15 protein-coding genes are annotated in these 14,293 nt (G+C 65.4%); 6 read left to right on the plus strand and 9 right to left on the minus strand.

The features are described 5' to 3' along the window. Positions 1–9 precede the first annotated feature (9 nt). The 7 genes from ribB to OB905_05520 all read right to left on the minus strand — a co-directional run bounded on the left by ribB (position 10) and on the right by OB905_05520 (position 4,941). Positions 10–741 carry a 3,4-dihydroxy-2-butanone-4-phosphate synthase gene (gene ribB, locus OB905_05490; GenBank protein MCU4925442.1) on the minus strand — a complete coding sequence of 244 codons (732 nt, stop codon included), beginning with the start codon at positions 739–741 and terminating at the stop codon, positions 10–12. Beyond that, on the minus strand, positions 741–1,454 hold the full coding sequence (locus OB905_05495) for a CTP-dependent riboflavin kinase (GenBank protein ID MCU4925443.1): 714 nt from the start codon (positions 1,452–1,454) through the stop codon (positions 741–743). Before OB905_05495 ends, ribB begins: the two co-directional genes overlap by 1 nt. A gap of 146 nt (positions 1,455–1,600) precedes the next feature. Further along, a complete protein-coding gene (locus OB905_05500; protein ID MCU4925444.1) occupies positions 1,601–2,356 on the minus strand; it encodes a histidine kinase in 756 nt (251 codons plus the stop codon). An 82-nt stretch (positions 2,357–2,438) separates the two neighbouring features. Then, the gene (twy1, locus tag OB905_05505) at positions 2,439–3,419 is read right to left on the minus strand and encodes a 4-demethylwyosine synthase TYW1 (GenBank protein MCU4925445.1); all 981 of its coding nucleotides are present in this window, start codon (positions 3,417–3,419) and stop codon (positions 2,439–2,441) included. Positions 3,420–3,547: 128 nt separating this feature from the next. Beyond that, positions 3,548–4,231 (minus strand): HAD-IIB family hydrolase, encoded by a 684-nt coding sequence (locus OB905_05510; GenBank protein MCU4925446.1) that lies wholly within the window; start codon positions 4,229–4,231, stop codon positions 3,548–3,550. 92 nt (positions 4,232–4,323) lie between these two features. Continuing rightward, positions 4,324–4,548: a hypothetical protein gene (locus OB905_05515; protein MCU4925447.1), complete on the minus strand. Its 225-nt coding sequence runs from the start codon at positions 4,546–4,548 to the stop codon at positions 4,324–4,326. 6 nt (positions 4,549–4,554) lie between these two features. After that, on the minus strand, positions 4,555–4,941 hold the full coding sequence (locus OB905_05520; protein ID MCU4925448.1) for a hypothetical protein: 387 nt from the start codon (positions 4,939–4,941) through the stop codon (positions 4,555–4,557). 122 nt (positions 4,942–5,063) lie between these two features. On the opposite strand from OB905_05520, the gene OB905_05525 reads away from it, so the two are divergent. Then, positions 5,064–5,618: a universal stress protein gene (locus tag OB905_05525; GenBank protein MCU4925449.1), complete on the plus strand. Its 555-nt coding sequence runs from the start codon at positions 5,064–5,066 to the stop codon at positions 5,616–5,618. Positions 5,619–5,639: 21 nt separating this feature from the next. Here the strand turns inward: OB905_05525 and OB905_05530 are convergent, their stop codons facing one another. Together OB905_05530 and glpK are read right to left on the minus strand one after the other, a co-directional pair. Then, on the minus strand, positions 5,640–6,596 hold the full coding sequence (locus OB905_05530; protein ID MCU4925450.1) for a hypothetical protein: 957 nt from the start codon (positions 6,594–6,596) through the stop codon (positions 5,640–5,642). Continuing rightward, positions 6,597–8,141, minus strand: a complete 1,545-nt coding sequence (gene glpK / locus OB905_05535) for a glycerol kinase GlpK (GenBank protein MCU4925451.1) — start codon at positions 8,139–8,141, stop codon at positions 6,597–6,599. It lies immediately after the preceding gene. A 307-nt stretch (positions 8,142–8,448) separates the two neighbouring features. Here glpK and glpA point away from each other — a divergent pair, with 307 nt between their 5' ends. The 5 genes from glpA to OB905_05560 are packed head-to-tail and all read left to right on the plus strand — an operon-like array spanning position 8,449 to position 14,262. Continuing rightward, a complete protein-coding gene (gene glpA / locus OB905_05540) occupies positions 8,449–10,167 on the plus strand; it encodes an anaerobic glycerol-3-phosphate dehydrogenase subunit GlpA (protein MCU4925452.1) in 1,719 nt (572 codons plus the stop codon). After that, the gene (locus OB905_05545; protein MCU4925453.1) at positions 10,167–11,627 is read left to right on the plus strand and encodes an anaerobic glycerol-3-phosphate dehydrogenase subunit B; all 1,461 of its coding nucleotides are present in this window, start codon (positions 10,167–10,169) and stop codon (positions 11,625–11,627) included. Before glpA ends, OB905_05545 begins: the two co-directional genes overlap by 1 nt. Further along, entirely contained in the window at positions 11,624–11,752 is a 129-nt protein-coding gene (locus OB905_05550; protein ID MCU4925454.1) for a hypothetical protein, read from the plus strand. Before OB905_05545 ends, OB905_05550 begins: the two co-directional genes overlap by 4 nt. After that, on the plus strand, positions 11,749–13,113 hold the full coding sequence (locus OB905_05555; GenBank protein ID MCU4925455.1) for an anaerobic glycerol-3-phosphate dehydrogenase subunit C: 1,365 nt from the start codon (positions 11,749–11,751) through the stop codon (positions 13,111–13,113). The genes OB905_05550 and OB905_05555 overlap by 4 nt, the downstream gene beginning before the upstream one ends. 3 nt (positions 13,114–13,116) lie before the next feature. Continuing rightward, positions 13,117–14,262, plus strand: coding sequence for an AAA family ATPase (locus OB905_05560; protein MCU4925456.1), 1,146 nt, complete (start codon positions 13,117–13,119; stop codon positions 14,260–14,262). Positions 14,263–14,293 lie beyond the last annotated feature (31 nt).

Here is a 14,293-nt window from a genome sequence, read left to right on the forward strand (position 1 = left end):
GGCAGTCCGTTATCCGAGATGTGAGATGATGCCCCGCCCTTCGACGTAGGGGAGGTCGTAGCGATCGGCGTACTCGCGGGCGCTAGCCGGCGAGCGAGCGCCACCGTCGTCGGCTAACATCTCACAGACGACGATCGCTGGCGGGAGATCGGCAGCCTCGGCCAGCGCGAGGCCGAGTTCGGTGTGACCCTCACGCTCAGCCAACAGATCGGGGGCAGCCCGCAACAGCTGGACGTGACCGGGAACACGAAACGTGGCTGCGAAGTCGAACGCCTCGGGATCGTCGGCCGCATCGGCCAGCGCCCGAATGGTCAGTGAACGCTCGTCATCGGTGACCCCGGTGTAGGTGTCGCGGTGGTTGACTGTGAGCGAGAACGAGGGGCGATCGTCGTAACCGAGGTCGTCGCCGACCGTCGCGGGGTGGTCGACCGCGTCGGCGAGGAAGGGGAGATCGAATGCGTCGGCGACGGAGTCAGTTAGTGCTGCACAGATGAGTCCGCCGGCGTCGTTTCGCATGCGGGCGACGGCGCCGGGCGTGACGGCGCCAGCGTGATAGATGAGATCCGTCTCACCCTCGCGATCGGCCGCGTCGTGAACGAGGACCGGGTCGCCCGCGGCCATCGCCGCGACCGCGCTGTCGACGGCAGCGGAGCCGTCGGCTGGCCGGTCGTCGACCGCACCAGACGTAGCGACATCGGCGTCGCGTCCGTCGGGACCGGCGCTCGTGGGGTGGCCACCCATTACCGGTCACCCCCGGCAGAGACGGTGACGGTAATGTGGTCGTCGTCGGCCAGATCGAGTTCGTCGCGGAGTTTATGTGGGGCGATCACCTCGAGTTGGTCCTCGTCGTGGTGAGTCCGGTCGGGGGCGATCGTGTGGGCACCGTCGTAGGTCTCACCCGTCGCCGTCTCGACCGTAGCCGGGTAACAGACCGCTGGACCGTACGTGCGTTCGTCGTCCTCCCAGCCGTCGATCGGGACCGGATCCAGCGAGGAGATCGCTCCGCGCCGACGAACGCTCTCTGCGTCGAGATCGACGTTTAGCGTGCCGGGAAACGGCTCGTACCCCAGACGCTCCTCGAACTGGCGCTGGTAGCCCGACAGAGAGATGTAGTGGCGACCCTCACCCATCCCGCCAGTGACGGTGCCGTCGAGATCGATTTCGTCGTCGGCCTCGAAGATTCGGCGGTACTGCTCGTACTCGGCCCGAAGTCGGCGCTCGCCGGCGTCAGTGATCGCGACCCACTGGCCGTCGCTAACCGTGTCGCGTTCGAGGGCACCCGCATCCTCGAGTCGACGGAGGCGTCGCGAGGCGGTCTGGGTCGAGGCGTCGAGGCGCTCGCCCAGCACCGCACAGGAGATTTTGACGTCGCCGGAACGGCCGCCTTCGAGCGCCAGCAGCTTCAGCGCGGCCAACTCGTCAGGGCCGACGGCAGACTCGGCTCGCAGTGACATGGCTCCCGGTTAGACCGGATCACGTAAAAGCATACCGAACGTGGTACGCATACCAGAACTGTTACGCAGTGTGACGGAACAGAGCTGTCACGCAGTGCCCGACTCGTGGACGCGGGGACCTCGCAGGCGTGGACTCACGTAACGGTCTACAGCGCCTCGTTGATGTAGTCGTCGATGGCGGCGATTCGCTCGCGATCGTACGTGAAAAATCCGTCCCAGACACGGGGCTCGTCTTCGAGGCAGACGAGCGCCGCAGGATCTGTGGCCGACTCATCGGGTCGGAAGACGACAAACCAGGAGCGTCGGTACTCCTCGTCCGTGCCGGTGTGGACCGTGACGTCGGGGCGGGGGTCGGCGTCGCCGACACCGTAGACGTGAACCGAGACGTCGGCGTCACCGAGCCGTTCGTAGACGCGGCGCGTCCCAATCTCGTCGTCGATCCGAGAGAGGTGTTGGAAGGAGCTTCGGAGGGTCCCGCCGCCAGCCTCGAGCGCGCGCCGTTCGATCCAACGCGAGACGACGATCAAGAAGAGCTTCTCTTTGTGGGCGAGGGGATAGCCGCGGAGACGAAACCGTATGTCGTCGAGGGCGGCGAGCGCGTCCGGGAGGACGACCTCGTCGACCTCGCGGGCACCCGTGACGAACAGGTCCGAGTTGATCGCGAGGAGCGCATCGTACAGCGACGACAGCGGCGAGCGCGCGACTATCGTCTCGTCGTCGAGCACCACGAGGGCGTCTTCGCTCTCGTCGACTGCGAGACCGTCATCTGCATCCTCGAGAGCGACCGGCAACTGGTCACCGAAGAGATCTACGAGCATCGCTGCGAGGGGGCCATCGTCCCCGACCACCGCGAGACGGCGGTCCGGTCGACCGCGCGCCTCGATGAACGATCGAATCGTCACTAGTAGCGAAATTCGTGCGAGAAACAGTAAATATTGGTGCTGCGGATCGAATTGCTCGGAGTTCGAAGACCGATCGGGATCCTCAGTCGCCCGTCACCGGATCGCGCGCCCAGAAATCGCTGCCCTTCTTCAGCTTCGGCACCCAGGTGTCTTTCGTCTTGGAGAGTAAGGCGACGCGGGAGGCGGGAACGTCCTTGCACTCGGTGAATCCGGGCATGTAGGACATGACCTCTTCGGCGAAGGCGACGACCTCGTCGTGGTCAGGCATCGTCTCCCGGTCGAGTCGGCCCCGCGAGTGGCCGACGTGCATGTAGGCTTTGAGCTCGATGAAATCGGGGTCGGCCTGCTGGTAGAATCCGGCGTACCAGTCGGGGTGGTGCATGTTCTCCCCGTTGAGCAGGGTGGTCCGCAGGACGGTCCGCGTCTCGTCTTTCGCGGCGAGGACGTCCATCGTCTCCAGCAGGCGCTCCCAGGCGTCGTCTTCCATCGCCTTGACGACCTGATCGAAGGTGTGGCGTTCGGGCGCGTCGACGCTGACGTAGAGCTGGGTCGGATCACAGTCGCGCAGCACCTCGGGCCGAGTCCCGTTCGAGACGAGGAAGGTCGTGATGTCCCGATCGTGGAAGGCCTCGATGAGTTCGGGCAAGTAGGGGTACAGCGACGGCTCGCCGTCGAGGCTGATTGCGACGTGGCGGGGCTCCATCGCCTCCTCGAAGGCGTCCCGGGGAACCTCTTCGTTGCCACCAAAGCCCGAGAGCAGCTTCTTCTGGAGGGAGATCGAGGCGTCGACGACGGCCTCGGGATCGTCCCACTCGACCTCGTCTAACTCGTAGGCGTGGCCACGGTGGTCGCGCCAGCAGAAGACACAGCGTTCGTTGCACTTGACGACCGGCGTCATCTGGATGCAGCGGTGTGATTCGATGCCGTAGTAGATGTTCTTGTAGCACCGGCCCTCCCCGCGTAGGGCGTTGGCCGTCCAGCCGCAGGTCTGTGCGGCGGTGTGTCCCTCGCTATGGTAGTCGGGGGAGTCGACCTGCCGGGACCCGCCGTCGGAATCGCTCATAGACGGGCTAGTGAGCCCCACCGCAAAAACCTCGGCGGAAGCGCGCGGGTCGATATGATCGATCGCAGGTCGAGACGGTCGGGCGCGGCACGCCTGTCCGGCCAGTTCGAGTGCGGCCCGCTGTCAGCTCAGTTCCCGTCCCCAGTGACCTGCTCTAACACCGACAGCGTCCCCTCGGCGTGGGCGTCGGGGAGGACCACGTCTGCGGCCTCGCGAGCGGCCGCGTCGGCGTTTCCGACTGCAAAGGAGCGCCCGACGGCCCCGAACGTCGAGACGTCGTTTTCAGAGTCGCCGACGGCAACCGCGGCGTCGAGGTCGAACTCGAGGTGGGACGCGATCGTGCGAACGCCCGCACCCTTGCTCGTCTCCGGATCTTTGACGTGGTAGGCGTAGCCGGTGTCGACGACCTCCAGGCCGTGCTCGTCGGCGATCGCCGCCAGCGGGGCGAGCGGTTGGTCGCGGGCGACGGCAATTTCGGTCTCGCGCCAGCGGTTGATCGTGTCGGCACCCTCCCAGCCGAGATCGTAGCCCGCCTCTCGGTAGGCCGCGGCGACCGCGCGGGCGGCCTCGGCGTCGGCGGTGATCGTCATCGTCTCACCCGTGTAGACGACGCCCCCGTTCTCCGCGACGACGCGCTCGGGAATGCCGAGGAACTGACAGAGGGCAACGGGGTAGGGAGCCGACTTTCCCGTGGCAATGACGACCGGGCCGTCCCAGGCGAGAAGTGGATCGAAGACGCGGGGATCGATCCCCCACCCGTCCCGGCGAGTGAGCGTCCCGTCGACGTCCAAGATTAGCGGCGGGTCGGACATACGAGATAGTTATCCGGTGTGGACAAAGGTGCTGCGTCCGCGGCGATCGCCGTCTGGACTGGAACGGTCTGAATGCACGAAACGATCCGCGGCTACCAGGCGTAGGGCACGTAGCGTTTGATGGCGACGGTCACGACGAGAAAGGAGAGCGCGCTGGCCCCGCCGCCGATCGCGGCGACGAGGACGCGTTCGGCGGTCGGCCCATCGATAACCGAGAACAGCAGCACGGTCATGATCCCCGTCGCGAGCAGGAGATTCCGTCCGTCGCGTCGCTCGAGACCGAGGCGAGAGAGCAGGTGGGTTGGTTCCAGTGGCATCGCTGATCACGACTCGTCGAGGACCGTCGAGAGGAGGGCGTACGAGGCGACGAGGACGAGCCCGCCGACACCGAGACTTGGCGTCGAACCGAGCCCGAGTGCGAGCGCCGCGACCGCAGCTGGAGCGGCGAGAACGAGCGCACCGCCGGCAGCGCCCTGATGGATGGGGCCGTCGGGGACATCAGCGTCACCCCCCGGGACGGTCCGTCTGGCCTGGTACGGGAGGAGGTACTGGACGCCGATTCCGGCACCGGCGCCGGCGACGGCGCTAAACTGTACGTCGGCGGTGAGCCAGACGCTCGTCAGAAAGAGGGCAATCGTGACGGCCATCGCGACGAGCCAGCTCCACCGATCGACCAGCTGGATACGGGGCGCGACGTTCGTTTCGGACATGGGGTATGCTAGCGAGTGAGCCGGCATAACTGTTGTCAGTCCAGGAGGGTACGATCGCCCGACAGGACTCTGCAAGTACAACTGAAATGTGAGAGGAGCCCCTCTACACGGGAGAGCACACCATGTACGACCAAATCCTCTATCCAACGGACGGGAGCGCCGGCGCCCACGCCGCACTGGAGCACGCCCACAACCTGGCGGAGACGTACGGCGCCACCGTCCACGTGCTACACGTGATCAACGACCGACACTTCGGCTACGAGGCCAGCGGCGGCTCGGAAGAAGTTCGGTCCGGGCTGATGACCAGCGGGAGCGACGACTCACAGTCCGGGATGCTCGGCGGTCACGGCGACGGCTCCTTGACGGGAATGATGGTCGACGACCCCGAGGAGTTTCGCACCGCGATGCGAGAACGCGCCGAGAGTGTGGTCGAATCGATCGCTGAGCAGTTCGAGGGGGTCCAAACGGTTCCTGTAGTAAAAGTAGGAAAGGCACACAAAGCCATCCTCGACTACGCGGCGACACACGACGTGGACATCATCGTGATGGGAACCCACGGCCGGACGGGGATCGATCGCTACCTGCTCGGTAGCGTGACCGAGAAAGTGGTTCGGATGTCAGACGTTCCGGTCGTGACAGTGCGAGAAGCAGCCACTGAGGACGAACACCGAACGTAACCGAAAAAAGCGGTCGCGTTGTTAGAGCCCGAACGTCGCCCAGAACGTCGCGTCGAAGACGCCGACGGCGACCAGCGCGGTCGCGAGCAGGCCGGATGCGGCGATGCCGAACGCCGGCGGGTCAACGTGGGTCCTCCCGTGGGCGTAGAACACCCGGTTACAGAGTTCACCGGTGAACGCCCCGAAGAGGCCAAAGAGGATCGCGAACACCATCGCTACGGTGGGGTCGAACCCGGTCGCGGCGGCGCTGAACGCGCCAACTGCGCCGGGAAGCGTGATGTGGTGCGTGACGGGGAAGTCGTCGATCCCGAGGTTCAGGAACAACAGGCTCGCCGCGCTGATCCCGAAGATCAACACGACGCTGCCGGTTTCTAAGTAGACGAAGCCACCGAGCAGGCCACCGATGAGACCGATCATCGCGACCCCGGCCGGTTTGTACTGCCAGGGCAGCCAGATGCCGGGGGCGTTGTCCTCGCCGCGTTCGGCAGGACTCATATCGAAGATGTTGTTCCCGGTGATTTCGCCGATGATGCTGTAGCCGAAGACGACGCGGTGGACCAGCGCGGAGACGAACACCATCAGCGCGATGGTGTCCGTCCCGAACTCGACGTAATTCAGGAGTTCGACGGAGGCGAAGCCGAAGACACCGAACAGCCCCCCGACGGCCAGCACGTCGACGTTGTGCGTCCCGAGGGCGCTCGCGATATCTTTTCCGTCGTCGAGATAGCCCTTCTTGGCGGCGTAGGCTGCGGCGGCCGCGCCGCCAGCGAAGGAGACGTGCGGGCCGAAGATGGGGCCGAAGCCGACGAGGCCGGTGACGGCGTCGCCGCCCCCGGCGAGGTCGAGTGCCTCACCCGCGATGACCATGAAGCCGGTAAAGACGAACGCCGGTAAGGCCCCGATGGAGGCCGCGAAGGCGCCGCCAGCGAAGGCGGCCATCCAGAAGACCGGATCTCCGAGTGCGGTTTCGAGGACCATCTACTCGCTACCCTCGTCGGTCGCCCAGCCGAGCGAGCGGTCGACGGCGTCGCTCCATCGGCTGTACATCTGGTCTGCGTTCGATGCGTCCATCTCGGGGGTAAACTCGCGGTCGACCTGCCAGTTGTTCCGGAGCCCCTCGACGTCACTCCAGTAGCCAACGGCGAGCCCGGCGGCGTAGGCCGAACCGAGCGCCGTCGTCTCGTCGACGACAGGACGAGCGATTTCGGAGCCGATGATGTCCGACTGTAGCTGACAGAGATAGTTGTTTTTGACCGCGCCGCCGTCGACTTTCAGACTCTGCATGTCGATTCCAGAGTCTGCTTCCATCGCCTCGGCGACGTCTCGAGTCTGGTAGGCGATCGACTCGAGGGTCGCGCGGACGACGTGCTCTTTGCGCGTCCCACGGGTCATACCGATGATGGTCCCGCGTGCGCGCTGGTCCCAGTGCGGTGCGCCAAGGCCGGTGAAGGCGGGGACAACGTAGACGCCGTCTGTCGAATCGACGCTTCTGGCCATCTCGGCGGTTTCTGCGGGGTCGTCGATGAGCGTCATATCCTCGAGCCACTCGATCGCCGCACCGGTGATGAAGATCGCGCCCTCGAGGGCGTACTGGACCGGTTCGCCCGAGCGCTGGAAGCCGATCGTCGTGAGCAGCCCGTGTTCGGATTCGACGGCTTCGTCACCCGTGTTCATCAGGAAGAACGAGCCCGTTCCGTAGGTGTTTTTGGCCTCTCCCGGATCGAAACAGGTCTGGCCGAACAACGCGGCCTGCTGGTCACCCAACGCACCGGCGACGGGCACTTCTGCCTCGAGGAACCCGTCAGAATCGGTCGAGCCGTACGTCTCCTCGTCACTCGAAGGACGGACCTCGGGTAGCATTGCCTCGGGGATGCCGAACTCTTCGAGAAGTTCGTCGTCCCAGTCGAGGTCGTGGATGTTGTACAGCATCGTCCGCGACGCGTTCGAGACGTCGGTGATGTGGTTCCCGGTCAGGTTGTAGATGACCCACGTGTCGATGGTTCCAAACAGGATCTCGCCGCGGCCGGCGCGGTCCTGAATGTCGTCGGGTCGCGTGCGCTCCATCTTGATCGGGTCGGAGTTCTCGAGCAGCCACTCGGCTTTCGTCGCCGAGAAGTAGGCGTCGGCTTCGAGTCCGGTCTTCTCTCGGATCGTCCCGACGAGCCCGTCTTCCTCGAGCTCCTCGACGCGAGCGGTCGTCCGGCGATCCTGCCAGACGAGCGCGTTGTGGACCGGCTTCCCGGAGTCAGCATCCCAGAGAAGGGTCGTCTCGCGTTGGTTTGTGACTCCGATGGCCTCGAGCTGATCCGGACTGATTCCGGACTGCCCGAGAGCAGTCGTGATCACTGATTTCGTGTTCTCCCAGATTTCCATGGGGTCGTGTTCGACCCAGCCCGGTTCCGGGTAGATCTGTTCGTGCTTTTCGTACGCGTTCGCGACGACCTGGCCCGCGTGGTCAAAGACCATAAATCGCGTGCCGGTTGTCCCCTGATCAATGGCGCCGACGAATGTGTTTTCAGTCACTGGTTGTCACCCAAGCTGTCCACAACCACCTTTATCGATGGTGGCGTGATACTAGTAAACATAACCCACAATAGTTATAAACGTTGCTGAAAATGGTAGTTATCAGATAGTTTCTTGTCTGACGATAGTCCCGGGACACAGTCAATTCCCGAGGTCATTTCCCTGTTTAGAACGGTTATAGAGAATTACGGAGGAAATGGAGGAGCAGAGAGAGGAAGAGGAATTAGTGTTGTTTTAGCAATATGTTATGGTGGGGGGCCTCCGTCGATAAAATAAAGATGAATGGGCACCACAGTTGTGTCATAGAATGACATACGATACGGACGTTCTTGTCCTCGGCGGTGGTTCCACCGGCTGTGGGATCGCCAGGGATCTGGCGATGCGCGGGGTCGAGGTGACGCTCGTCGAGCGGGGCAATCTGACCGACGGAACGACCGGACGGATGCACGGGCTGCTCCACAGTGGCGGCCGGTATGCGGTTTCCGATCGGGCGAGTGCGGTCGAGTGTATCGAAGAGAACCGCATCCTCCGGGAGATCGCGGGTCACTGCGTCGAGCTGACCGGCGGACTGTTCGTCCAGCGCCCCGAGGACCCGGACGACTACTTCCAGGAGAAACTCGAGGGGTGTCGCGCCTGCGACATCCCCGCCCGGGTGCTTTCAGGGCGAGAGGCCCGGGAAATAGAGCCGTACCTCGCGACGGACGTCAAACGGGCCATCGAGGTGCCCGACGGCGCGATCGATCCGTTTCGTCTCTGCGTCGCGAACGCACTCGACGCCGAGGCCCACGGCGCGCGCATCGAGACACACGCGGAGGTCGTTGACCTGCTGCGCGAGGGCGACGACATCTACGGCGTCCGCGTGCGCCACGATTCGGGGCCCGGAAAACGCACCCACCGAACACCGGGCGAGACCGAGGAGATCACCGCCGACTACGTCGTCAACGCGACGGGCGCGTGGGCCGGTCAGATCGGTGCGATGGCCGATCTCGACGTCGAGGTTCGCCCCTCGAAGGGCGTCATGACGATCATGAACGTCCGACAGGTCGACACCGTCATCAACCGCTGCCGGCCGAAAGGCGACGCCGACATCGTCGTCCCCCACGAGACGACGGCGATCCTCGGCACGACCGACGAGGAGGTCACAGACCCCGACGACTACCCCGAAGAGCAGTGGGAAGTCGACATGATGATCGACACGCTCTCCGAACTCGTGCCGATCCTCTCGGAGGCGCGGACGATCCGCTCGTTCTGGGGCGTGCGACCGCTGTACGAGCCGCCGGGCACCGGCACACAGGACCCAACCGACATTACCCGGGATTTCTTCCTCCTCGATCACGCCGACCGCGACGGCGTCTCCGGGATGTCGAGCATCGTCGGCGGCAAGTTCACGACCTACCGGGCGATGGCCGAGGAGATTTCGGATCACGTCTGTGCGAAACTCGGCGTCCAGGCCTCGTGTGAGACCGCCGAGACGCCGTTGCCCGGCAGCGAGAATCTTGACCGGCTCGAGGCGGGGATGGACGACTTCGGGCTGCGCTCGCCGATCGCCCGCCGAAGCAAGCAGCGTCTCGGAAGTCGCGCCCCTGACGTCCTGGGAACGAACGAGGCCAACCCGGTGATCTGTCAGTGCGAGGGGGTAACCCGGGCGGAGATCCAGGACGCGATCACCCAGTCGGGCTCGGACCTGAACGCCGTCCGCATTCGCACCCGCGCCTCGATGGGCAACTGCCAGGGCGGCTTTTGTGCGCACGCGATGGCTCACGAGCTCCATCCCGAGTACGACGAGGCGACCACCCGAGCCGCCTTCGACGAGCTAGTTCAGGAGCGCTGGAAGGGAGAGCGCCATGCCCTCTGGGGCGAACAGCTCTCCCAGGCGATGCTCTCCTACGCGCTTCGCGCGACGACGATGAACGCCGACGGCGACCCCGTGAGGGCCGAACAGGAGGTCGATTTCGGCGCGTTCGATGCCGGTTCGACCAAAACCGGCCCTGCGGCGGACCTGCGAGCCGACGGAGGTGAGCGCTAGTGGCGATCGAAGACGACGTGCTCGTGATCGGCGGCGGGCTGGCGGGCGCCACGGCCGCGCTCGCGGCTGCCGACGCCGACGGCGACGCGCGCGTGCGACTGGTCACGTACAAGCAGAGTACCCTCCGTCACGCGAGCGGACTGATCGACGTTCTCGGATACACGCCCGACGGTTCGGGACCACTTTCCGATCCGTTTTCGGAACTCGACGAGCTACCGTCGGGTCACCCCTACGAGCGCGTCGGCGCGGAGGCGGTCCGGGAAGCACTCGCGTTCTTCGACGCGGTGACCGGCGACGCCTATCGCGGGGAGCACACGGACGCGAACGCTCTCGTGCCGACGAGCGAGGGCGCGTTAAAGCCGACCGCACGCTACCCGACGGCGACGGCCGCAGGACTGGCCAGTGACCCCCGTGATCTGCTGCTGGTCGGCTTCGAGACGCTGCCCGATTTCGACGCACCGCTTGCAGCCGCCCACCTCGAGGCCGCCGGCGTTCCCTTCGACGTCCGTGGTGTGAGCCTCTCGTTCCCCGGCATCCGCCGGGACGACGCGAAGGTCACGCGCTACGCCCACCTGCTGGATCGCAACGAGGCGGTGGCGGAGCCCGGCTCGGTCGCGGCGGACGGCGGGGTGTCCACAGGCCGAACCGATGCCGGGACGGAACCCCGCGACGGGGACGCCACACGTTCCGAGCAGACGGCGCGAGCCGCGCTCGCGGGAGCGGTCGCCCCGGAGATGGACGGTGCGGAGCGAGTTGGCTTCCCGCCGATTCTGGGCGACGACCACGCGGCGACGGTGCGCCGAGAACTCGGAGAGCGCCTCGGCGCTACAGTCTTCGAAGTGCCCGCTGGACCGCCGAGCCTTCCTGGAATACGCCTCGAAGATCTGCTCTACGACGCCCTCAACGCGGCCGGCGTCCGGGTGACCAGCGGCGTCCCGGTCGTCGACTACGAGGCGTCGGACGGTGACGACGGCGAGCGACGAATCGAGCACGCAGTCGTCGACCGGAAGGGACAGACGGTGCCCTACCACGCGTCTCAGTACGTCCTCGCGACGGGCGGGCTCGTCGGAAAAGGCGTCAAATCCGCCCGCGAGCGAACTGCGGGCGGCGACACCGCGGCCCGGACGACGGCCCCGGAGGGACAACCGGCAGGTGAGTCGGAGCGAACCGGCGTCGTCTTCGAACCGATCTTCGGCTGTCACGTCGACCACGCGCCCGACCGGTACGACTGGTTCGACGACGACGTCTACGGCGACCATCCGTTTGCCCGGTACGGGCTTGCGGTCGACCGCGAGTTGCGACCGCTCGACGCCGACGGAGAGCGCGAGTTCGCGAACCTGCGGGCAGCCGGTGCCGTCCTCGGCGGGTACGACTACGCTGCCGAGAAATCCGGAAGCGGCGTCTCGCTCGCGACGGGCTACGTTGCGGGACGGCGAGCGGCGAGCGAGGTGAACCGATGAATGAAGCGGTGATCGAGGCGACGTGGGGGTGGCGAATTGCCGACGCGACGACCGACGAGAGGGCGACGAGAGTGACGGCCGGTGAGCGGGCGGGGACGAGCGAGACAGGAGCTGATTTCCAATGAGCGACGCAGCACAGCCGACGGACGAGGGTGCACCGGGAGACGACCACGCAGCAAACACGGGGTCGTCGGATGACGAGTTCGAGCCGATTCAGGTCTTTCCGGAATCCGAGGAGATGGACCTCCGGCCGGGCGCCGACAGCTGTTATAAGTGCTCGACCTGCGACACCAACTGCCCCGTCGCCGAGGTCGACGACGAGTTCCCCGGCCCGAAGTTCCAGGGGCCCGAGCAGTGGCGACTCAAACGCCAGGACGACCACGATATCGACGACTCCGTGATGAAGTGCTCGAACTGCATGCGCTGTGACGACGCCTGTCCCTCGTCGGTCCCACTCTCGCAGATGCACAACACGGCCCGCGGGGAGTACGTCAGCGAGCAGATGAGCAAGCGCTCGGTCGAGTACTGGCGCAACCGACTACTCTCTAACTACCGGCTTATGGCCAGTCTCGGGAGCAAGGTCCCCCGGCTGACGAACTTCGTGATGGGACTGCGCGCGACGAGGGTGATAAACGAAAAACTCCTCGGGATCACGGGCGAGCGGGAGTTCCCCGAGTTCGCGACCGAGACGTTCCGAGAGTGGTGGGCACAGCGAGGTGGCGCCCGGGTGACCGACCCCGACAAGCGCGTCGCGTACTTCCACGGCTGCTACGCGAACTACAACACGCCGGAGGTCGCGAAGTCGATGGTCCGAGTCTACGAGCACTTCGGCTACGAGGTGCTGGTCCCCGACCAGGGCTGCTCGGGAACGCCGATGTTCGCGAACGGAATGCTAGACGACGCCGCCCGCGAGGCCGAGACGAACGTTCGTGAGCTGGCCGCGGCGATCGAATCGGGGGCAGACATCATTGCCTCCTGTACCTCCTGTTCGATGTCGCTGCGCCAGGAGTACCCCGAACTGTTCGACTTCGAGGGGACCGAAACCGTCGCCGAGAACACGTGGGAAGCCATGGAGTATCTCCGAGTGCACGAGGATCTGGAGGGAGCGCTCGCAGCCGCCTCGGACGGCGACGAGCCGATCGACGCCGCCTTCGCCTACCACGCGCCCTGTCACGCTCGCAACCAGGGACTCGACGGGCAGGCCATCGAACTGTTCGAGGCTGTCGACGGCGTCGACGTCGAAGATGTCGGCGACTCCTGTTCGGGCATCTCGGGGACCTACGGCTGGAAGCGTGAGAACTACGAGACCTCGATGAAAATTGGCGACGAGATGTTCGAGCACATGGAGGCTGCCGAGGCGACGACGGGGCTGACCGAGTGTCCGACCTGTGCGATGCAGATGGGCCACGGCACGGGCTATGAAATTACCCACCCACTCGAGGTGGCAGCGGCGGTCCTCACGAGCGAGGATCGATCGGGTGGATAAGCGATGGATCTCACCGACCGAATCGCGCGTCGGCGCGCGTCTCGACTGGGACGAGACGTTCTCGTCGATCACGAAGAGCTGAGCCCCGTAACCCACCGACCGAATCCGGTGGGACGGGGGCCGGTGTTAGAGCGGCTGCTCGATAAGATCGAGCCGGTATTCGATACCCAGTTGCCGCCGTCGTTTGCGGTCGTCGGACCGTTTGGGTCGGGTACATCGGCGGTCATCAGAGCCCTGTTCGATGCGCTGAACGACCGGGTTGGAAACTCGAACCGTGCGATCGGAACCACCACTCGCGCCGGGGGAACGATAACCTGGTTCGTCTACATCGATGGGCGACGGGTCGACAGTCCGTTCGCGTTCTACCGAGCGCTGCTGTCTGGCGTCGCCGCCGAATCGGTCCCCGAAAGCGGCGTCGGAACCGACTACTTCCGCGATCGCATCCGAGAGCAACTCTCGCGGCCCGACCGGCGAGCCGTCGTCGCGATCGATCACCACGACGAGCCGGGCGCACTCCCGTTCGACCGCGTACAGGAATTGTTGGAGCCGGTCGCAGAGAGCGTCTCGGCGGTCGCGGTCGGCACCCGCGAGCCGGCGGATTGGGACGGGGAGACCGTAGACATCCCAGCCTACCGCCAGCACGAACTCGTCGACATCCTCACCGACCGCGCCTCGCGGGGCATCGCACCCGGCGGCGTCGATCACGAGTCGATTCGCCGAATTGCCGCCTGGGCGGACGGCAACGCTCACAACGCGCTCGCGGCGCTGTTCGGGGCTGCAATGCTTGCGAACAACGCGGGGGTCGATCGGATCGCACCGGACCACGTCGAGGCGGCGATGGCCGACGTCCCCACCGACGGCGTCCACGCGGATCGAGCGCTCTCGCTATCGGAGACACGACGGGAGGTGTTACTGGCACTCACGGAAAGCGAGATCGACGAGTTGCCCATCCGGGAGGTCGCAGCGAGGCTGGCAGACAAAACGAGCTTGACCGAAGGGACCGTGACGCGTGTCCTCTACGAACTCGCCGACGCGGCGGTTCTAGAGCGTGTCGCGATCCAAGCCTCCGGATCCGGACGGCGCCCGAGTACGGTCGAAGCACGGTTCCCGACGATCGTTTTCCGCTCGCTGGCCGGCGTGGATCGATAACGCGATCGTCTCCTAGGGAACCTTTTGTACT

This window comes from Halobacteria archaeon AArc-dxtr1 (assembly GCA_025517425.1).
GTDB lineage: Archaea > Halobacteriota > Halobacteria > Halobacteriales > Natrialbaceae > Halostagnicola.